Here is a 20,309-nt window from a genome sequence, read left to right as displayed (position 1 = left end):
ACGCCTCAGCGCGGCCCGTAGACCGGGAACACCAGCCCGCCGACTTCGTACGCGCCGATGTCCGGACCCGTGCCCTTGAAGCCGTCGTTCACGTTCGGAATGCGTGAGGCGGCATCGACTGCCGGCGAGCCGGACTTCAGCTGAAGGTCGGGCACACCGTAGGCGGTCATCGGCGACGAGGGGTAGGCTACCCCGGCCGAAAAGCCATCGAGGCCCACCTGCAAGGCATTCTTCTCGGTCGTGCTGCTGCGCAGTGCCGCCAGGCTGGTAAAGCGCGCCGACCCGATCTGGCCGCTGAAGCCGCCGGTGGTCGAGCCGTAGGCGTCGTGGTCGGCGGACGAAGTGGCGTCGAAGTCGCTCAGCGAAGTGACCTTGCCGCTGCCGCTGCTATAGCCCGCATAGGTGCCGCCCGGCCCGCCGATGAACAGGTTGTTGCGAATCACCGCCCGGCGCACCGGGGCACCGGCATACACGCCGAATCCGTCGCCGTTCTTCACCACGGTGTTGTGCAGGATCACGTCGCCGATGCTGCCGTTGTTGAGCTTGAACGCCGACAGCACGATGTTGTACATCGCGTTGCGGATGAAGTACGTCGGCCCGCCGAGGCTCGGCTGCGACGAGATGCCCTGGAAGGCGTTGGTGATGCGGTTGCGCATCACGCGACAGTTGTGAAAGCAGAAGTCGGCCTCGACCGCGTCGTCGGCGGCGTTGCGCAGGTCGTTGTAGAGGATGTCGATGCTGTACTGGTCGACGGCTTCGGAGGCTTCCAGCAGGGAGATGTTGTCGCGAAAGCCGCTGATGCGGTTGTTGCGGATCACGTGGCCCGGCCCGGTGACGAGTATGCCCTCGCCGACGTTGTCGCCGTTGACACCCATCGACGACTCGCGCCACACCGTCTTGCCGTTGATGACGTTGTCGGCGAAGTAGCTGTTCTCCGAGCGCAGGTAGTGCACGATGCCGTCCGTGCTGGCGTTGATCGTCGACCTCGTCACGGCCACGTGCTTGGTGCGATTCAGGCGGATGCGCCCATTGACCGTCAGGCCGCTCAACTGCACATGGCTCTGGTCGAACATGTCGATGTTGCCGTTGATCACTGCACCGGCGCTCGAGCGGATCACGACGGGCTTGCCTTCCACGCCGCTCTTGACCCAATTGAAGCCGTTGTAGGTGCCAGCGCCGAGTTGCAAGACGTCCCCAGGTCGCGCCGCGGCTGCCATGCTGTTGAAGTTGGACGGCGTGACGGCCTTCACCGGCGCGTTGGCCATCGGGGCCGGCACGGCGCGAGTGCGTACAGCGACGACCTTCTTCGTCGAGCCGCCGTCCGGGTCGGTCAGGGTCAGTTCGACGTCATACGAGGTCGCCGGCTGCAGGTCCAGCAGGCTGCCCGAGTGGCGGTTGGCCCACGAGAAGCCGGCATTGCTGCCCGCCGGCACCCGGCGCAGTGCCATCGCGTCTCTCCAGCTTCCGCCCGCCGGGCGATAGCGCATCTTCACGATGCCGTTGAGATTGGCATCGCCGCTGATCGCCCACTCGACGCTCAGGCTCTGCATCGTCGGGAATGGGAGCGTCACCGCTCCCGGCACCGTCGCGTTCGCAGTGTCGACCGCAGCCAGACGCTCCGACTCGCCAGAGGGCGCGGGCTCGTCCCCGGCCAGCAGTGCGTCGTACGGGACATCCGCCCCATCCGAGCCCGGTTCGGCGTCCGCTTCAGCGACCGAGGAGGACTCGGAAACAGCAGGGTCATCCGATCCGCCGCCGCACGCGGCGAGCCCCAGCACCAGGGCATAACAAGACAAACGGGCAAAGGAAAGCGGCAGCCCGCCCGAGGGCCGAACAAAAGAAGACATCAAAAACCCAACGACGTTCGTAGTAGTGGTGAACGCGGAACACTGTGGCTCCGTCGTGCGCGAGGCGAGTCGGCGTGCGCCGGCTCGTGAAAGCCAGCGAATTGTTGGCGCTTGCAAGCCCTTCAGGTAAGCAATCGAAAGTCGCCTGGCGCCACCACTGGAGAACCGACGCAGCGCGTTACACACGGCGCATCGCGCTGGCAAATGGCGCTGATTCTTACCGTGAGAAATGAACCCCTGCCACGGGTAAGGCCAGGGGGTCGATGCGCCGCGCCGAAGAAGCGCCACAAAACGGGACCGCCGCTTGCCCGGTTCGAGTGATCGGCCCATCGGGGCCAGCCAGAAGCAGGAGCGTAGCCATGGCACAAGTACTGGTGGGTGTGTTCGAGCGCAGCGAGCAAGCGCAGCAGGCACACCGGGAACTGATCGAGCGAGGCGTCGACCCGCAACACATCCAGCTCGCTGCATCGCAGCCGCCGCCCGACCAGGGCGACGAGATCGGGAGTTCGGTCGAACGCAGCATGTCGATCCATGCGTCGATCGGCGATCTCTTCCGCTCGTTGTTCGTCGAGTTCGGCGGGCCCAGCGACGATGTCGAGCTCTACAACGAGGCGATCCGCCGGGGCGGCATGGTCATGAGCGTTCAGGCCCAGGACGAGCGCCACGCCTCGACCGTGCGCGAGGTGATGGAGCGCCATGGCGTCGCAGACCTCGGCACGCCGGGCGCGGCCGCCATCGATCTGTCGGTATTGGGAGAAGCCCCGGGGGAAGCACTGGAAGACACCCCGCAGCGACAAAAGATACGCGTGTACTCTGCTGCTCAGCGCATGGACCGGCAGCAGTGATTCCCCGCGGCCGGGGTGACGACGGGCAACGGCCGGCGATAGAACTCGTAGCGGTGACGGTTGTCCGTGACGAGCTGCACGACGGCTGAGCCCAGCGGCGGCAGCACGACAGGCTCGAAATCTTTCAACGCCTCGCAGCTCGAGAAGCTGAAGGGCCGGTAGCGCGGCACGTCGTTCCAGCCGACCACGAGTTCGCCACCGGGGCGCAACAATTGCCGAAAGCCTCTCAGCGTGGCGTTGGTGTCCGCCCGTGCGTTCAAGCCCCAGCCGAACACGCCGTTGAAGACGATCAGGTCGAACTCGCCGGGTTGGAACAACTTTGCCGCGTCGACAACCGACCCCGTCACATGGCGTTGGCGGCTGCCGTGTCGGGCAACATGCGGGTCGATGTCCAACGTGGTGTAACGGCGGCCGGCGAGGAGCGACTCGTATCGCACGGTGTACCAGCCGACACCGACGAAAAGCACACTGCGCATGTCCGGCCTCGCCGCGTAGTACGGCAGGATGCACTGCTCCAGCATCAGGCGGTCTGCCGTCTGCATGTGTACCGGCAGGCCGAGCCGGCGACGCAGCCACTGGGACGCCACGCGCCAACCCCAGCGCAGCGCCGCCAGCTGCGACCGCCCCTGTGCGGCTGTGCGCGATGGTGCAGTGTCCTGACTGCCGTCTATTGCCATGCGAGCTGCTTAGCAAACGGCATGCGCGGCAGGCCCAACGAAAAGAGCCGGCAGTGCCGGCCCCCTACAGCGTGTGCGGGCGAACCGACCTACTTCTTTGCCGCCGCGAAGCTCGCGATGCCGGAAGCGATCTCCTGCTTCGCGGCCTCGGGGCCTTCCCAGCCCTTGACCTTGACCCACTTGCCGGCCTCGAGGTCCTTGTAGTGCTCGAAGAAATGCTGGATGGCCTTCAGGCGCATCGGGTTGATGTCTTCCGGCTTCTTCCAGTGATCGTAGATCGGCAGGATCTTGGTGGTCGGCACGGCCAGCAGCTTCGCGTCGCCGCCGGCTTCGTCTTCCATCTGCAGCACGCCGATCGGACGGCACGTGACCACCACGCCGGGGGTCAGCGGGAACGGCGTGATCACCAGCACGTCGACCGGATCGCCATCGTCCGACAGCGTCTGCGGCACATAGCCGTAGTTGCACGGGTAGTGCATCGCAGTGGTCATGAAACGGTCGACGAACAGCGTGCCCGTCTCCTTGTCCACTTCGTACTTGATCGGATCCGCGTTCATCGGTATTTCGATGACGACGTTGAACTCTTCCGGCGCTTTCTTGCCGGGGGTGACGTTGTGCAGGCTCATGATGCTTGTGCGATGGTTGGCAAGGGAAAACCCGAAGTGTACCGGCTGGCCTTGCGAGGCCCTGACACGAGGGGCCCTCGAGGCAACGCGGCAACTGCGCGTAAACACAGGTACCGCGCGATTGCGGCACCATGAGGCATCCCGTAGCATGCACCGGCGATTCGGGCACCAAGACCCGAGCGCGTCGATTCACTTTCGGATCATCTCGAGGAAGGAGACCGCCTCATGTCCCAATCTTTGGCGCTTTACTTTGCGCTTGCGTGCGGCCTTGCCGCCGTGCTGTACGGCTTCGTGTCGCGCAGCTGGATCCTCAAACAAGAAGCGGGCAACGCCCGCATGCAGGAGATCGCCGCGGCCATCCAGCAAGGCGCGGCGGCCTACCTGGCCCGGCAATACAAGACCATTGCCATCGTCGGCGTGGTGCTGACCGTGCTGATCGGGATCTTCATCGACACGACCACCGCGGTCGCCTTCGTCGTCGGCGCGGTGCTCTCGGGCGCCTGCGGTTTCATCGGCATGAACGTCTCGGTGCGCGCCAACGTGCGCACGGCGCAGGCGGCCACCAAGGGCATCAATGAAGCGTTGAACGTCGCTTTCAAGGGGGGGGCCATTACCGGCATGCTGGTCGTCGGCCTGGGCCTGCTGGGCGTGGGCATCTTCTACTGGTTCCTGACGGCCAACGGCCAGACCACGCCGGTCTCCGACCTCGCCACTCAGCTCAAGCCGCTGCTGGGACTGGCCTTCGGCGCTTCGCTGATTTCCATCTTCGCGCGCCTGGGTGGCGGCATCTTCACGAAGGGCGCCGACGTCGGGGCCGACCTGGTCGGCAAGGTGGAAGCGGGCATCCCCGAAGACGACCCGCGCAACCCGGCTGTGATCGCCGACAACGTCGGCGACAACGTCGGCGACTGCGCCGGCATGGCGGCTGACCTGTTCGAGACCTACGCGGTGACGCTCATCGCCACCATGGTGCTCGGTGCGCTCATGGTCACCGCCGCCCCCGGGGCGGCGGCCTTGTATCCGCTGGCGCTCGGCGGCTTCTCGATCATCGCCTCCATCATCGGTTGCAGCGTGGTGAAGGCCTCGCCCGGCATGCGCAACGTGATGCCGGCGCTGTACAAGGGGCTGATCGTCGCCGGCGTGATTGCCCTGGTGGGTTTTTACTTCATCACCACCTGGGTCATGCCCGACGATGCGATCTACGCGAGCGGCACGCAGCTGCGCCTGTTCGGCGCCGCCGTCGTCGGCTTGGTACTGACCGCGCTGCTGGTGTGGATCACCGAGTTCTATACCGGCACCGACTACAGCCCGGTCAAGCACATCGCGCAGGCGTCGACCACCGGACACGGCACCAACATCATCGCCGGCCTGGGCGTCAGCATGAAGTCCACCGCCTGGCCGGTGCTTTTCGTCTGCGCCGCCATCCTCGTCTCGTTCTGGCTGGCAGGCCTGTACGGCATTGCCGTGGCGGCCACATCGATGCTGAGCCTGGCCGGCATCGTGGTCGCGCTCGACGCGTACGGCCCGATCACCGACAACGCGGGCGGCATCGCCGAGATGGCGGAACTGCCGGACAGCGTCCGCGACATCACCGACCCGCTGGACGCCGTGGGCAACACCACCAAGGCCGTCACCAAGGGCTACGCGATCGGATCTGCCGGCCTGGCGGCGTTGGTGCTGTTCGCCGACTACACGCACGCGCTCGAAGCGCGAGGCATGAGCATCAGCTTCGACCTGTCCAACCACGAGGTGATCGTCGGCCTGTTCATCGGCGGCCTGATCCCCTATCTGTTCGGCGCCATGGCCATGGAAGCCGTGGGCCGAGCAGCGGGCAGCGTGGTCGAGGAAGTGCGCCGGCAGTTCAAGACCATCCCCGGCATCATGGAAGGCACCGGCAAGCCCGAGTACGGCACGGCAGTCGACATGCTGACGACGGCCGCCATCAAGGAGATGGTGATTCCGTCGCTGCTGCCGGTGGTGGTGCCGATCCTGGTCGGGCTGCTGCTCGGGCCCGCCGCCCTGGGCGGCCTGCTGATGGGCACCATCGTCACCGGCCTGTTCGTCGCGATCTCGATGTGTACCGGAGGCGGTGCCTGGGACAACGCCAAAAAATACATCGAGGAGGGCCACCATGGCGGCAAGGGCAGCGAAGCGCACAAGGCCGCTGTGACCGGTGACACGGTCGGCGATCCCTACAAGGACACGGCCGGCCCGGCCGTGAACCCGCTGATCAAGATCATCAACATCGTGGCCCTGCTGATCGTGCCGCTGCTGCCGGGGACGGCGGCGACCCGGGCCGACGCGCCGGCGGCACAGCCGGCGCCGGTCGTGGTGCAGGCCCCGGCCTCGCGCTGACGCCGCAGGAAAATGAAAACGCCCGCCGATGCGGGCGTTTTTCTTGCTGGCGGCGCTGCTACTTGCGTGGCGGTGGCACGTCGGTACAGGTGCCGTGCGCGATCTCGGCCGCCATGCCGATGCTCTCGCCCAGCGTCGGGTGCGGATGGATGGTCTTGCCGATGTCGACCTCGTCGGCTCCCATCTCGATCGCCAGCGCCACCTCGCCGATCATGTCGCCCGCATGCGTGCCGACGATGCCGCCGCCGACGATTTGATGGGTCTCCTCGTCGAACAGCAGCTTGGTGAACCCCTCGTCGCGTCCATTGGCAATCGCACGCCCCGACGCCGTCCAAGGGAACAAGCCCTTCTTGACCTTGCGGCCTTCGGCCTTGGCCTGGTCTTCGGTGAGTCCCACCCAGGCCACTTCCGGGTCGGTGTACGCCACGCTGGGGATCACGCGCGCATCGAAGGCCACTTTCTCGCCGGCCGCCGCTTCGGCCGCGACATGCGCTTCGTGCACGGCCTTGTGCGCCAGCATCGGCTGGCCGACGATGTCGCCGATCGCGAAGATGTGCGGCACGTTGGTGCGCATCTGCACATCGACCGGGATGAAGCCGCGATCGCTCACGGTCACGCCCGCCTTGTCGGCACCGATCTTCTTGCCGTTGGGCACGCGCCCCACCGCCTGCAGCACCAGGTCGTACAGCTGCGGCTCTTTCGGCGCGCCCTCGCCTTCGAACTTGACGAGGATGCCGTCCTTGGTGGCCTCGGCGCCGACCGTCTTGGTCTTCAGCATGATGTTGTCGAAGCGGGGGGCGTTCATCTTCTGCCACACCCGCACGAGGTCGCGGTCGGCGCCCTGCATCAGGCCGTCGAGCATCTCGACCACGTCGAGCCTTGAGCCGAGCGTCGAGTAGACGGTACCCATCTCCAGACCGATGATGCCGCCGCCGACGATCAACATGCGCTTCGGGGTGCCGCGCAACTGCAGCGCGCCGGTGGAATCGACGATACGGTCGTCCTGCGGCAGGAACGGCAGGCGCACCGCCTGTGAGCCGGCCGCGATGATGGCCTGCTTGAACCTGATGGTCTGCGCCTTGCCGGTCTTCTGCTGGCCGTCGCCGGTGGTTTCCTCGACCTGCACGTGGTGCGGGTCGAGGAAGCTGCCGTAGCCGCGTACCACCGTGACCTTGCGCATCTTGGCCATCGCCGACAGACCGCCGGTCAGCTTGCCGACCACCTTGCCCTTGTGCGCGCGCAGCTTGTCGAGATCGACGCTGGGGGCACCGAAGGCGACACCGAGATCGGCGAAGTGCTTGACCTCGTCCATCACCGCGGCGACGTGCAACAGCGCTTTCGACGGAATGCAGCCCACGTTCAGGCACACACCGCCCAGCGTTGCATAGCGCTCGATCAGCACCACTTTCATGCCGAGGTCGGCCGCGCGGAAGGCCGCCGAGTATCCGCCTGGGCCCGCGCCGAGCACCAGCATGTCGCATTCGAGGTCGGCCGCCCCGCCATAACGTGCCGCAGCCGGAGCAGGCGCGGTCGCGGGCGCAGGCGCAGGCGCAGAGGCCGGCGCCGACGCGGCGGGAGCTGCAGCAGGCCCGGCTGCCGGTGTGCTTTCCGAATCAAGCGTCAGGATCACTGTCCCCTGGTTGACTGTGTCGCCGACCTTGACCCTCACTTCTTTCACGACGCCGGCGGCCGACGACGGAATCTCCATCGACGCCTTGTCCGACTCGACGGTGATCAGCGATTGCTCGGCCTTTACGGCCTCGCCCGGCTTGACGAGCACTTCGATGACGCCGACGTCCTTGAAGTCGCCGATGTCGGGTACCTTGATATCGATCACTGCCACGAAGCGCTCCTTACAGCATCACGCGGCGGAAGTCCGCCAGCACGTTGGCCAGGTAGGTGTTGAAGCGCGCGGCGGAAGCACCGTCGATCACGCGGTGGTCCCAGCTCAAGCTGAGCGGCAGGATCAGCCGCGGCTGGAAAGCCTTGCCGTCCCACACCGGCTTCATCGACGACTTGCACACCCCCAGGATGGCCACTTCAGGCGCGTTGATGATGGGCGTGAAGTAGGTGCCGCCGATGCCGCCGAGCGACGAGATCGAGAAGCAGCCGCCGGTCATGTCGGCCGGGCCCAGCTTGCCGTCGCGCGCCTTGGCGGCCAGCTCGCTCATCTCCTTGGCGATCTGCACGAGGCCCTTCTTGTCGGCATCCTTGATCACCGGCACCACCAGCCCGTTGGGCGTGTCTGCCGCAAAGCCGATGTGGAAGTACTGCTTCAGCACCAACGTATCGCCGTCGAGCGAGGCGTTGAAGTCCGGGAACTTCTTCAGCGCTGCCACGCACGCCTTGATCAGGAAGGCCAGCATCGTGACCTTGACGCCCGACTTCTCGTACTCCTTGTTCAGGGTCACGCGGAAGGCTTCGAGCTCGGTGATGTCCGCATCCTCGTGGTTGGTGACGTGCGGGATCATCACCCAGTTGCGGTGCAGGTTCGCCCCGCTGATCTTCTTGATGCGCGACAGGTCGCGGCGCTCGACCGGGCCGAACTTCGCGAAGTCGACCTGCGGCCACGGCAGCAGGCCCGGCAAGGCGCCGCCGGCCGCTGCGGCGGGCGCAGCGGCCTTCTGTGCCTGCGTCCTGACCTGGCCGCTCATCACGCCCTTGACGAAATTGCGCACGTCGTCCTGGGTGACGCGGCCCTTCAGGCCGGTGCCCTGCACCTCGTCCAGCGGTACGCCCAGCTCACGCGCCAACTTGCGGATGCTGGGCGATGCATGGGGCAGCTTGCCCTTGTTCGCGGTGGGCTCATGGGCCGGCAACGCCGCCGTAGGCGGCGTGCGCTCGACAGGCGGGCTCGCCAATTCGGCCGAAGCGGCCACCATGGCCGGAGCCGGCGCTGCTGGCGCGGCCGGTGCCGGCGCGGTAGCGGGCGTCCCACCGGACGCTTCGACCACGGCGATCAGGCTGCCCTTGGACACCTTGTCACCCACCTTGACCTTCAGCGCCTTGACGACCCCGGCATGCGACGAAGGAATCTCCATCGAGGCCTTGTCGGACTCGACGGTGATCAGCGATTGCTCGGCCTTCACGGTGTCGCCGGCCTTGACCAGCACCTCGATCACCGCGACTTCGTCGAAGTCGCCGATATCCGGCACGATCACATCGACCGGACCGCCCGACGCTGCCGACGCAGGAGCGGGGCTTGCCGCAGGTGCCGGGGCCGGCACTGGTGCTGCCGGAGCAGGAGCCGCCGCTGCAGCGTCGCCCGCGCCCTCGCTTTCCAGCAATAGCAGCAAGCTGCCTTCGCTGATCTTGTCGCCGAGCTTGACCTTCAACTCCTTCACCACACCCGCGTGCGATGAAGGGATCTCCATCGAGGCCTTGTCGCTCTCGACCGTGACCAGGCTTTGCTCCGCCTTGACCGTGTCGCCCGGCTTGATCAGCACCTCGATCACTTCGACATCCTTGAAGTCCCCGATGTCGGGGACCTTCACTTCCACCAATGCCATTGCTTGTCCCCGTCGGTTTTATGCGTAAAGCGGGTTGATCTTGTCGGCGTTGATCCCGTACTTCTGGATGGCTTCCGCCACCTTGGCCATCGGCACGGAGCCTTCCTCGGCCAGCGCCTTCAGCGCCGCGACCACGATGTAGTGGCGGTTGACTTCGAAGTGCTCGCGCAGCTTCGAGCGGAAGTCGCTGCGACCGAAGCCGTCGGTACCCAGCACCTTGTAGGTGCGCCCCTTGGGCACGAAAGCGCGGATCTGCTCCGCGTAGTTCTTCATGTAGTCGGTGGAGGCGATGACCGGGCCCTTGTGCTTTTCGAGCTGCTGGGCGACGAATGGCACTTTCGGCGTCTCGACCGGGTGCAACAGATTCCAGCGCTCGCAGTCCTGGCCGTCGCGCGCGAGTTCGTTGAAGCTGGGGCAGCTCCACACGTTGGCCGCCACGCCCCAGTCCTTCTCGAGCAGTTCTTTCGCGAACATCGACTCGCGCAGGATGGTGCCGGAGCCGAGCAGGTTGACGCGCAACGTCTTCGTCGCGCCCTCTTCGAGCAGGTACATGCCCTTGATGATCTGCTCTTCGGTACCGGGCTTCAGGCCGGGGTGCGCGTAGTTCTCGTTCAGCAGGGTGAGGTAGTAGTAAACGTTCTCCTGCTTCTCGACCATGCGCTTCAGGCCGTGCTGCATGATCACCGCCACTTCGTGCGCGAAGGTCGGGTCGTAGGTGATGCAGTTCGGGATCGTGCCGGCCAGGATGTGGCTGTGGCCGTCCTCGTGCTGCAGGCCTTCGCCGTTCAGCGTGGTGCGCCCCGAGGTGCCGCCGAGCAGGAACCCGCGCGCCTGCATATCGCCGGCAGCCCATGCCAGGTCACCGATACGCTGGAAGCCGAACATCGAGTAGTAGACATAGAACGGGATCATGATGCGGTTGTTCGTCGAGTACGACGTCGCCGCGGCGATCCACGAGCTCATGCCGCCCGCTTCGTTGATGCCTTCCTGCAGGATCTGGCCGGCCTTGTCTTCCTTGTAGTACATGACCTGATCCTTGTCGACCGGCGTGTACTTCTGCCCCTCCGGGTTGTAGATGCCGATCTGCCGGAACAGTCCTTCCATGCCGAAGGTACGCGCCTCGTCGACAAGAATCGGCACGACGCGCGGTCCGATGGTCTTGTCGCGCAACAGCGCCGTCAGGAAGCGCACGTAGGCCTGCGTGGTAGAGATCTCGCGGCCTTCAGCGGTCGGCTCCAGCACCGCCTGGAACGCGCTCAGGTCGGGCACCGGCAACTGCTCGTCGGCTTTCGCGCGCCGCTTCGGCAGGTAGCCGCCCAGGGCCTTGCGGCGCTCGTGCAGGTAGCGCATCTCGGGCGTGTCGTCGGCCGGCTTGTAGAACGGCACGTCCGCAATCTTGTCGTCGGGGACGGGGATGTTGAAGCGGTCACGGAACGTGCGGATGTCGTCGTCGGTCAGCTTCTTGGTCTGGTGCGCGGTGTTCTTGCCCTCACCGCTCTTGCCCATGCCGAAGCCCTTGACGGTCTTGATCAGCAAGACGGTCGGCTGGTCCTTGTGGTTCACCGCGCGGTGGTAGGCGGCGTAGACCTTCTGCGGGTCGTGCCCGCCGCGTTGCAGGCGCCAGATGTCGTCGTCGCTCAGCTTCGCGACCATCTCCAGCGCCTTGGGATGGCGGCCGAAGAAGGTCTTGCGCACGAAGGCGCCGTCGTTGGCCTTGCAGGCCTGGTAGTCGCCGTCGACCATGTCCATCATGATCTTGCGCAGGATGCCTTCCTTGTCGCGCGCCAGCAGCGGGTCCCAGTAGCTGCCCCACAGCAGCTTGATGACGTTCCAGCCGGCCCCACGGAACTCGCCTTCGAGCTCCTGCACGATCTTGCCGTTGCCGCGCACCGGCCCGTCCAGCCGCTGGAGGTTGCAGTTGACGACGAAAATCAGGTTGTCGAGTTTCTCGCGCGCGGCCAGTCCGATCGCTCCCAGCGATTCGGGTTCGTCCATCTCGCCGTCGCCGCAGAACACCCAGACCTTGCGGTTGCTGGTGTCGGCGATGCCACGGGCATGCAGATACTTCAGGAAGCGTGCCTGGTAGATGGCCATCAGCGGGCCCAACCCCATCGAGACGGTCGGGAACTGCCAGAACTCGGGCATCAGCTTGGGGTGGGGGTAGCTCGACAAGCCCTTGCCGTCCACTTCCTGGCGGAAGTTGTTCAACTGCTCCTCGGTGATGCGGCCTTCCATGTAGGCACGTGCGTAGATGCCCGGCGACGAATGCCCTTGTATATAGAGCAGGTCGCCGCCATGGCCTTCGTGCTCGGCGTGCCAGAAGTGGTTGAAGCCGGCGCCGAACATCGTCGCCACCGATGCGAACGACGAGATGTGCCCCCCCAGGTCGCCGCCATCGGCCGGGTGCAGGCGGTTGGCGCGAACCACCATGGCCATCGCGTTCCACCGCATGTAAGCACGCAGGCGCTCCTCGATGTCGAGGTTGCCGGGGCAGCGTTCCTCGTCTTCCGGCTCGATCGTGTTGATGTAACCCGTCGTGGCCGAAAACGGCATGTCGATGCCCGATTGGCGCGCATGCTCGAGCAGCTGCTCCAGCAGGAAGTGGCCGCGCTCGCGGCCTTCACTTTCGATGACGGCGGACAACGCGTCCAGCCATTCACGGGTTTCTTGGGCATCGGCATCGTTGGCCGCCGCGCCCGGGAACGAATCCGGCACTGCAGACATGGGGTCTCCTCGCATGGGTGTGAAACTGCGGGCGCCAGTGTGGCATACGACCCGCCGTTTTTCAAATAGTGCGAATCATTTTCACATTATGAATTATTAAGGGGTCTGTCAATTTCGGCGCGCCGGGGCGGCCTGCATGCCGGAATTCCCTCCGGCACCGGCGCCGCACGCGGGATAATTCCGGCCCTATGCCCACCATACCGAGCGAGTTTCGTTCCAGTACCCACGAATTGCCACCAAGACCGCGTCGGCTGTTCGGGAAGTGGTGGCGCAGACAGTCGCCGGCCCGGCAAGACCGCTTTGCCACGCTGGGCCCGTTGGTGTCCGTCCTGCTGTTCCTCGCGGCCATCATTGCGGCCTTCTGGTACTTGCGGATCGAGGAACTGGAGCGCGAGCACGAGTCGGTCAAGCGCGACACCGAAGTAGCGCAACAGCAGATCCGGCTCCGCCTGATCGAGAACCAGGAACAGCTCGTGCGGGTGGCGCGCGAGATCACGACACGGGCGATCGATCAGGACGAATTCGTCGGCCAGGCCACCACGTTCGCCCGCGAACGCCCGGAGGTCGTCAGCCTGACATGGCTCGGCGCCGATCGCTCGCGACGCGTCAGCTACCTGTCGCCCAGTCACACGTTCAACGGCAGCCGCTACGCCGAGCCGGCGGAAGCCGCGGCATCGGCGGCATCCGGTCCCAAAGTGACGAAAAGCGAGCCGGAGTGGGCCTTCGAAGCGGCTCGCGACCTGCGCCAGCCGGTCTACTCCCGGACCTACGCCACGTCCAACGGGCTGCACGTGTTCCAGGTGCAGGTGCCATTGATCGATCGCAGCGCGTTCGTCGGCACGGTCGTCGCCGAATACTCGGTCGAGGCGTTGGTGCGCTACTTCGTGCCGACGGAAGTGTCCAACCGGCACGGGATCATGCTGCTGGACCCCAATGACCGGGTGCTGGCGAGCACGATCTCGCGGGTGAGCGCCAAAAACGGCGAGCGGCCGTCGATCTTTCACGACATCCCCGTCGCGCCGGTCGGCAACGGGCTGATCCTGCGCGGCCTCGGTTACCGCACCTCGATCGGCCTGATCAGCAACACGCTGTTCTGGATGGTGGCGGCGCTGAGCGCGCTGACCGTCTGGATGCTGCTCGGCACCTGGCGCCACATGCGTCGACGCCTGCAGGTGCAAAGTGCGCTGGTGGCCGAGACCAACTTCCGTCGCGCGATGGAAAACTCCATGCTGACCGGCATGCGGGCGATGGACCTGGAAGGCCGCATCACCTATGTCAATGCGGCCTACTGCTCGATGACGGGCTTCTCCGAAACCGAGCTGATCGGCAAGCTGCCGCCCTTCCCGCACTGGCCGCCCGACCGGATGGAAGAGAACCGGCGCCTGTTCGAGCAGGAACTGCAGGGCCGCAGCCCGGCCGGCGGTATCGAAGTGAAGGTGATGCGCAAGGACGGTACGCAGTTCGACGCCCGCATGTACGTTTCGCCGCTGGTCGACGCCAAGGGCAACCAGACCGGCTGGATGACCTCGATGACCAACATCACCGAGGCCAAACGCATCCGCGACCAGCTGTCGGCCTCGCACGAGCGATTCACCACGGTGCTGGAGGGGTTGGATGCCGCCGTCTCGGTGCTGTCGGTGCAGCAGGGCGAGCTGCTGTTCGCCAACCGCTCCTACAGACTGTGGTTCGGCGCCGACGCGCGGGGCCACGCCCTGCTTGCCGGCGAGCACCCGACCGAAGTGGACGTGACGCTGCCCGATCATGATGACAGCGTCGACAACCTGAGCGGCCTGCCGACGCAGGAGTTGACCGAAACCGGCTCCGACCCGCGCGAGGTCTACATCGAGTCGCTCGACAAATGGTTCGACGTCCGGGCCCGCTACCTGCAGTGGACCGACGGGCGTCTGGCCCAGATGCTGATCGCGACCGACATCACCGCCCGCCGCCGTGCCGAAGAACAGGCGGCGCAGCAAGCCGAGAAGGCCCAGGTGACGAGCCGGCTGGTGACGATGGGAGAGATGGCGTCGTCGGTCGCGCACGAGCTGAACCAGCCGCTGACCGCGATCACCAACTACAGCAACGGCATCATCTCGCGTGTCAAGGCCGGCACGATCTCGACCGAGGACATGCTGGTCGCACTCGAGAAGACCTCGAAGCAGGCCCAGCGCGCCGGGCAGATCATCCATCGCATCCGGGCCTTCGTGAAGCGCAGTGAACCGCAGCGTCAGGCGGCGCAGGCGCGCGAAATCGTCGAGGACGCGGTCGAACTGGCGATGATCGAGCTGCGCCGCCGCAACGTCGGGATCCATACCTATGTTGCGCAACGCCTGCCGTCGCTGATGGTCGACCCGATCCTGATCGAGCAGGTGCTGCTGAACCTGCTGAAGAACGCGGCCGAGGCGATCGACAACGCCAAGCTGGCCCCATCGCGCCGCAACATCGAACTGCGTGTGATCCCGCGGCACACGCCGGAAGAAGGCGGCGTGATCGAGTTCAGCGTGACCGACAACGGGCCCGGCCTGAAGGAAGAAGTGCTGGGGCGCATGTACGAAGCCTTCTTCTCGACCAAGGCGGACGGACTGGGCATCGGCCTGAGCCTGTGCCGCTCGATCATCGAGTCTCACCGCGGCCGGATACGTGCCGAGAACTTATACAATGGCCCGAGCGTGGTCGGTTGCCGGTTCTCGTTCACGTTGCCGGTGGACACCGCCACACTCTCCCATCACTGAGAACCCGCCCATGAGCTTGATCCCCAAGAAAGGCACCGTCTATGTCGTCGACGACGACGAGGCAGTGCGCGACTCGCTGCAATGGCTGCTGGAAGGCAAGGACTACCGGGTCAAGTGTTTCGACTCGTCGGAGTCCTTTCTCTCGCGCTTCGATCCCCGTGAAGTGGCGTGCCTGATTGCCGACATCCGCATGGACGGCATGAGCGGGCTGGAGCTGCAGGACCGCCTGCTGGAGCGCAAGTCCCCGCTGCCGATCGTCTTCATCACCGGCCACGGCGACGTGCCGATGGCGGTCAGCACGATGAAGAAGGGCGCGATGGACTTCATCGAAAAACCCTTCAAGGAAGACGAACTCGTCTCGCTCGTCGAGCGCATGCTCGACCAGGCCCGCTCGCTGTTCTCGCAACAGCAGGAAGCCGCCAGCCGCGACGCGCTACTGTCGCGCCTGACCACGCGCGAGGCCCAGGTCCTCGACCGCATCGTCGCCGGCCGCCTGAACAAGCAGATCGCCGACGATCTGGGCATCAGCATCAAGACGGTGGAGGCCCACCGCGCCAACATCATGGAAAAACTCAACGCCAATACCGTGGCCGACCTGCTCAAGATCGCCCTCGGGGCGCAGGCCAAGGCCTGAACTCAAATCCGACCCCAGGGCCGCTTTGCCAAGCGGCCTTTTTCATTTCCAGAACCTCGCTCCGGATTCCGCCATGACAGCACGCATCATCGACGGCCTCGCCGTGTCCCAACAGATCCGAGCCGAGGTGGCCGAGCGCGCTGCCGCCCTGACCGCGCGCGGCCTCAAACCCGGCCTCGCGGTGGTGCTGGTCGGCGACAACCCGGCCTCGCAGGTCTACGTGCGCAACAAGGTCAAGGCCTGCCAGGAGAACGGCCTGCACTCGGTGCTCGAGCAGTATCCGGCCACCCTGACCGAGGCCGAGTTGCTGGCCCGCGTCGAGGCACTGAACGAGGATCCGGCCATACACGGCATCCTGGTGCAGTTGCCGCTTCCCGCCCACATCGACAGCCACAAGGTGATCGAGACGATCTCGCCGTTGAAGGATGTCGACGGCTTCCACGTCGCCAGCGCCGGCGCGCTGATGGTCGGCCAGCCGGGCTTCAAACCCTGCACGCCCTACGGCTGCATGAAGCTGCTGGAGTCGATCGGCTGCGACCCGAAGGGCAAGCACGCGGTCGTCATCGGCCGCTCCAACATCGTCGGCAAGCCGATGGCGATGCTGCTGCTGCAGGCCAGCGCCACGGTCACGGTATGCCACAGCGCCACGCCCGACCTCGCCCACTTCACGCGGCAGGCCGACATCGTCGTCGCCGCGGTCGGCAAGCGCAACATGCTGACGGCCGCGATGGTCAAGCCCGGCGCGGTGGTGATCGATGTCGGCATGAACCGCAACGACGCGGGCAAGCTGTGCGGCGACGTGGACTTCGAAGGCGTGTCGAAAGTCGCATCCGCCATCACCCCTGTTCCGGGCGGGGTGGGGCCGATGACGATCACAATGCTGCTGGTCAACACCATTGAATCGGCGGAACGCGCCGCCAGATGAGCCCCATGACCACGTCGCTCGACCCGAATCCCCTGCTCGACTTCTCTGACCTGCCTCGATTCGCCGACGTTCGGCCCGAGCATGTCAGCCCGGCGATCGACGAGTTGCTGAAAGGCGCCGAGGCGGCGCTCGAACAGGTGGTCGGCGACACCGTGCCCGCCGACTACGACGCGATCTCCGCGGTGCTCGACGTCGCCACCGAGCGGCTGGGCCGCGCCTGGGGCACCGTGGGCCACCTCAATTCGGTGGCCGACAGCCCGGCGCTGCGCGCCGCCTTCAACGAAAACCTGCCGAAGATCACCGAGTTCTACACCCGGCTGGGTGCCGACGAGCGGCTGTACGCCAAGTACAAGGCGGTGGCGGCGCGCCCCGACGTGAAGGATCAGCCTCGAGCGCGGCAGAAGGTGCTCGCCAACGCGATGCGCGACTTCGTATTGTCCGGCGCCGAGCTGCAAGGCGCGGCGAAGGAGCGCTTCGCGCAGATCCAGGAACGCCAGGCTGAGCTGTCGCAGAAGTTCTCGGAGCACGTGCTCGATGCGACCGACGGCTACAGCTACTTTGCGACCGAAGAGGAACTGGCCGGTGTGCCTGACGACGCCAAGGAGGCCGCCCGGGCAGCCGCGCTTCGCGACGGCAAGGACGGCTACAAGATCACGCTGCAGTTCCCCAGCTACTTTCCCGTGATGCAGTACGGCAGCCACCGGCCGCTGCGCGAAACGCTCTACACCGCCTATGTCACGCGTGCATCCGAACTGGGCCAGCCCGAACACGACAACTCGTGGGTGATGGCCGAGCTGCTGGCGCTGCGCCAGGAAGAGGCACAACTGCTCGGCTACCGCAACTTCGCGCAGGTGTCGCTGGTGCCCAAGATGGCCGAATCGCCCGAGCAGGTGATGGATTTCCTGCGCGACCTGGCGCGCCGGGCTCGCCCGTACGCCGAGAAGGACCTGGCCGAACTGCGCACATTCGCACGCGCCGAGCTGGGCATGGACGAGTTGGCGGCCTGGGACCTGGCCTACGTGTCGGAAAAGCTCAAGGAGCGCCGCTATGCCTTCAGCGACCAGGAGGTCAAGCAGTACTTCACCGAGCCCAAGGTGCTCGAAGGCCTGTTCAAGATCGTCGAGACGCTGTTCGAGGTGTCGATCCGCCCCGATCAGGCCCCGGTGTGGCACCCGAGCGTGCGCTTCTTCCGCATCGAGCGCAGTGGCCGGTTGGTCGGCCAGTTCTACCTCGACCCGTACGCCCGCGCCGGCAAGCGCTCGGGCGCGTGGATGGACGACGTGCGCGGCCGCTGGGCCCGGCCCGAAGGCCGGCTGCAGACACCGGTGGCGCACCTGGTGTGCAACTTCGCCGAGGGCGTCAACGGCAAGCCGGCGCTGCTGACGCACGACAACGTCACGACGCTGTTCCATGAGTTCGGCCACGGTTTGCACCACCTGCTGACGCAGGTCGACGAAATCGGCGTGGCCGGTATTTCAGGGGTCGAGTGGGACGCGGTCGAGCTGCCCAGCCAGTTCATGGAGAACTTTTGCTGGGAATGGGACGTGCTGAAGCACATGACCGCTCATGTCGACACGGGCGAGCCGCTGCCGCGCGAGTTGTTCGACAAGATGCTCGCCGCGAAGAACTTCCAGAGCGGCATGCAGACGCTGCGCCAGATCGAGTTCTCGCTGTTCGACATGCGGCTGCATGCCGAACCGGGCAGCGAATCGCGCGTCCAGCAGATCCTCGACGATGTGCGCGGCGAGATTGCCGTGCTGATGCCGCCGGCGTTCAACCGCATGCAGCACAGTTTCTCGCACGTCTTCGCCGGGGGCTATGCGGCAGGCTATTACAGCTACAAGTGGGCCGAGGTGCTGTCAGCCGACGCTTACAGCGCGTTCGAGGAGGCCGGCGTGCTGAATATCGAGACCGGCCGCCGCTACCGGCAGGAGATCCTGGAAGCCGGCGGCAGCCGGCCGGCCGAAGAAAGCTTCAAAGCCTTCCGTGGCCGTGAACCACGCATCGATGCGCTGCTGCGACACGAGGGCATGGCCTGATAGCATCTGAGCCTTGCACCGACAGAGGGACCGGGATGAAGCACATCGCGCGCTGGGCGCTGCCCACATGTTTGAGCCTGCTGGCGCTGGGGGCCAGCCTGCCCGTGCAGGCGCTGTACAAGGTGGTCGGCCCGGACGGCAAGGTCACCTACACCGATCGGCCGCCGACCGAGCAAGGCCGTGCGCAGCCCCTGTCGCCCTCCGGCGGCACCGGCAGCGAAGCGCAGCCGCTGCCTTTCGAGTTGCGCCAAATCGCCTCGCGCTACCCGGTCACGCTGTACACCACCGCCAATTGCCAAGCCTGCGACGCGGCCCGTTCGATGCTGCGCCAGCGCGGTATCCCCCACGCCGAGCGCACGGTCACGACGCAACAGGACTCGCAGGCCTACACTCAGCTGACCGGCGGCAACGAGCTGCCGATGATGCAAGTCGGCGGCCAGCAGGTGCGCGGTTTCTCGTCGACCGAGTGGTCGTCTTACCTCGACGCCGCCGGCTACCCCAAGCAATCGCGCCTCCCCAGCACCTACACCTACGCGCCTGCCACGCCGATGGTCGCGGCGCAGCCGGCGCCGGCTGCACAACAGCCGGCCACCGCACCGCAAGCGACCCCGTCGCCTGCCACCGCAGCACCACTGCCTCCTGCGGGCAACGCGCCCCCGGGTTTCAAGTTCTGAGCACAGCATGCGCAAGAGCCGCCTTCGGGCGGCTCTTGTGTTTCAGCATGCCGGGCTACCAGGCAAGGGTGCGAACGCCATCTGCGGTGCCGAGCAGACACACGGCGGCCTTGTTGCGCGCGAAGATGCCGCAGGTCACCACCCCCGGCCACTGATTGATCTCCGCTTCCAGGGCAGCCGGATCGGTGATCGCAAGCCCGTGCACGTCGAGAATCAGGTTGCCGTTGTCGGTGATCACGCCGTTGCGCAGCGACGGATTTCCTCCCATCGCCTCGAACTTGCGCGCGATCTGGCTGCTGGCCATCGGTATCACCTCGACCGGCAGCGGGAAACGTCCCAGGGTGTCGACCAGCTTCGACGCATCGGCGATGCAGACAAAGCGCTCAGCGATGTCCGCGACGATCTTCTCGCGCGTCAGCGCCGCGCCGCCACCCTTGATCATGCAGCCGGCGCGATCGATCTCGTCGGCCCCGTCGATGTAGACCGGCAGCCGCTCCACGCTGTTCGAGTCCAGCACCGGGATGCCGAGCGCCTGCAGTCGCTCGGTGCTCTTCAGCGAGCTGGAAACGGCGCCGGCGATGCGATCCTTGATCTTTGCCAGTTCGTCGATGAAGCAGTTGACGGTCGAGCCGGTGCCGACACCGACCACCGAGCCGGGCACCACGTGATCGATCGCCGCGCGCCCCACCAGGGCCTTGAGTTCGTCTTGGGTCATGAAGAGGTGC

14 protein-coding genes are annotated in these 20,309 nt (G+C 65.9%); 7 read left to right on the top strand and 7 right to left on the bottom strand.

Features of this window, described 5'->3' with window-relative positions:
- Nucleotides 1-5: 5 nt before the first annotated feature.
- Nucleotides 6-1,571 (bottom strand): right-handed parallel beta-helix repeat-containing protein, encoded by a 1,566-nt coding sequence (locus M8A51_RS12565; RefSeq protein WP_251778805.1) that lies wholly within the window; start codon nt 1,569-1,571, stop codon nt 6-8.
- 635 nt (nt 1,572-2,206) lie between these two features.
- Between M8A51_RS12565 and M8A51_RS12560 the strand changes: the two genes are divergently transcribed.
- The gene (locus M8A51_RS12560) at nt 2,207-2,692 is read left to right on the top strand and encodes a hypothetical protein (RefSeq protein ID WP_251778804.1); all 486 of its coding nucleotides are present in this window, start codon (nt 2,207-2,209) and stop codon (nt 2,690-2,692) included.
- Here M8A51_RS12560 and M8A51_RS12555 read toward each other — a convergent pair.
- Both M8A51_RS12555 and ppa read right to left on the bottom strand, forming a co-directional pair.
- Complete coding sequence (locus M8A51_RS12555) at nt 2,668-3,369, bottom strand: class I SAM-dependent methyltransferase (protein WP_251778803.1); 702 nt, start codon at nt 3,367-3,369, stop codon at nt 2,668-2,670. The two genes, M8A51_RS12560 and M8A51_RS12555, sit on opposite strands and share 25 nt — an antisense overlap.
- Before the next feature lie 89 nt (nt 3,370-3,458).
- Entirely contained in the window at nt 3,459-3,995 is a 537-nt protein-coding gene (ppa, locus tag M8A51_RS12550; protein ID WP_251778802.1) for an inorganic diphosphatase, read from the bottom strand.
- Between the two features lie 225 nt (nt 3,996-4,220).
- On the opposite strand from ppa, the gene M8A51_RS12545 reads away from it, so the two are divergent.
- Entirely contained in the window at nt 4,221-6,350 is a 2,130-nt protein-coding gene (locus tag M8A51_RS12545; protein ID WP_251778801.1) for a sodium-translocating pyrophosphatase, read from the top strand.
- A 58-nt stretch (nt 6,351-6,408) separates the two neighbouring features.
- Here the strand turns inward: M8A51_RS12545 and lpdA are convergent, their stop codons facing one another.
- From lpdA to aceE, 3 genes are read right to left on the bottom strand one after another with little or no spacing between them, the layout of a single operon-like run.
- Complete coding sequence (gene lpdA, locus M8A51_RS12540) at nt 6,409-8,193, bottom strand: dihydrolipoyl dehydrogenase (RefSeq protein WP_251778800.1); 1,785 nt, start codon at nt 8,191-8,193, stop codon at nt 6,409-6,411.
- Nucleotides 8,194-8,203: 10 nt separating this feature from the next.
- Entirely contained in the window at nt 8,204-9,859 is a 1,656-nt protein-coding gene (aceF, locus tag M8A51_RS12535) for a dihydrolipoyllysine-residue acetyltransferase (protein WP_251778799.1), read from the bottom strand.
- 18 nt (nt 9,860-9,877) lie between these two features.
- Nucleotides 9,878-12,583, bottom strand: coding sequence for a pyruvate dehydrogenase (acetyl-transferring), homodimeric type (gene aceE / locus M8A51_RS12530; protein WP_251778798.1), 2,706 nt, complete (start codon nt 12,581-12,583; stop codon nt 9,878-9,880).
- Between the two features lie 188 nt (nt 12,584-12,771).
- Here aceE and M8A51_RS12525 point away from each other — a divergent pair, with 188 nt between their 5' ends.
- The 5 genes from M8A51_RS12525 to M8A51_RS12505 all read left to right on the top strand — a co-directional run bounded on the left by M8A51_RS12525 (nt 12,772) and on the right by M8A51_RS12505 (nt 19,584).
- On the top strand, nt 12,772-15,312 hold the full coding sequence (locus M8A51_RS12525) for a PAS domain S-box protein (protein ID WP_259371963.1): 2,541 nt from the start codon (nt 12,772-12,774) through the stop codon (nt 15,310-15,312).
- Between the two features lie 10 nt (nt 15,313-15,322).
- Complete coding sequence (locus tag M8A51_RS12520; protein ID WP_251778796.1) at nt 15,323-15,946, top strand: response regulator transcription factor; 624 nt, start codon at nt 15,323-15,325, stop codon at nt 15,944-15,946.
- A gap of 73 nt (nt 15,947-16,019) precedes the next feature.
- Nucleotides 16,020-16,871: a bifunctional methylenetetrahydrofolate dehydrogenase/methenyltetrahydrofolate cyclohydrolase FolD gene (folD, locus tag M8A51_RS12515; RefSeq protein WP_251778795.1), complete on the top strand. Its 852-nt coding sequence runs from the start codon at nt 16,020-16,022 to the stop codon at nt 16,869-16,871.
- Complete coding sequence (locus tag M8A51_RS12510; RefSeq protein ID WP_251778794.1) at nt 16,868-18,910, top strand: M3 family metallopeptidase; 2,043 nt, start codon at nt 16,868-16,870, stop codon at nt 18,908-18,910. The genes folD and M8A51_RS12510 overlap by 4 nt, the downstream gene beginning before the upstream one ends.
- Before the next feature lie 35 nt (nt 18,911-18,945).
- Entirely contained in the window at nt 18,946-19,584 is a 639-nt protein-coding gene (locus M8A51_RS12505) for a glutaredoxin family protein (protein ID WP_251778793.1), read from the top strand.
- A gap of 55 nt (nt 19,585-19,639) precedes the next feature.
- Here the strand turns inward: M8A51_RS12505 and rpiA are convergent, their stop codons facing one another.
- Entirely contained in the window at nt 19,640-20,299 is a 660-nt protein-coding gene (gene rpiA / locus M8A51_RS12500; protein WP_251778792.1) for a ribose-5-phosphate isomerase RpiA, read from the bottom strand.
- Nucleotides 20,300-20,309: the final 10 nt, after the last annotated feature.

The organism is Caldimonas mangrovi, assembly GCF_023721835.1.
Classification (GTDB): Bacteria; Pseudomonadota; Gammaproteobacteria; order Burkholderiales; family Burkholderiaceae_C; genus Caldimonas; species Caldimonas mangrovi.
Note: the sequence above shows the minus strand (reverse complement) of the source record. Positions and strands in the feature narration are given on the sequence as shown.

Bases quoted from the DNA above. Each gene is read 5' to 3' on its own strand.
- M8A51_RS12520 (WP_251778796.1), top strand. From the start codon at position 15,323: ATGAGCTTGATCCCCAAGAAAGGCACCGTCTATGTCGTCGACGACGAC.
- aceF (WP_251778799.1), bottom strand. From the start codon at position 9,859: ATGGCATTGGTGGAAGTGAAGGTCCCCGACATCGGGGACTTCAAGGAT.
- M8A51_RS12510 (WP_251778794.1), top strand. From the start codon at position 16,868: ATGAGCCCCATGACCACGTCGCTCGACCCGAATCCCCTGCTCGACTTC.
- M8A51_RS12545 (WP_251778801.1), top strand. From the start codon at position 4,221: ATGTCCCAATCTTTGGCGCTTTACTTTGCGCTTGCGTGCGGCCTTGCC.
- M8A51_RS12560 (WP_251778804.1), top strand. From the start codon at position 2,207: ATGGCACAAGTACTGGTGGGTGTGTTCGAGCGCAGCGAGCAAGCGCAG.
- folD (WP_251778795.1), top strand. From the start codon at position 16,020: ATGACAGCACGCATCATCGACGGCCTCGCCGTGTCCCAACAGATCCGA.
- ppa (WP_251778802.1), bottom strand. From the start codon at position 3,995: ATGAGCCTGCACAACGTCACCCCCGGCAAGAAAGCGCCGGAAGAGTTC.
- aceE (WP_251778798.1), bottom strand. From the start codon at position 12,583: ATGTCTGCAGTGCCGGATTCGTTCCCGGGCGCGGCGGCCAACGATGCC.
- M8A51_RS12505 (WP_251778793.1), top strand. From the start codon at position 18,946: ATGAAGCACATCGCGCGCTGGGCGCTGCCCACATGTTTGAGCCTGCTG.
- M8A51_RS12525 (WP_259371963.1), top strand. From the start codon at position 12,772: ATGCCCACCATACCGAGCGAGTTTCGTTCCAGTACCCACGAATTGCCA.
- rpiA (WP_251778792.1), bottom strand. From the start codon at position 20,299: ATGACCCAAGACGAACTCAAGGCCCTGGTGGGGCGCGCGGCGATCGAT.
- M8A51_RS12555 (WP_251778803.1), bottom strand. From the start codon at position 3,369: ATGGCAATAGACGGCAGTCAGGACACTGCACCATCGCGCACAGCCGCA.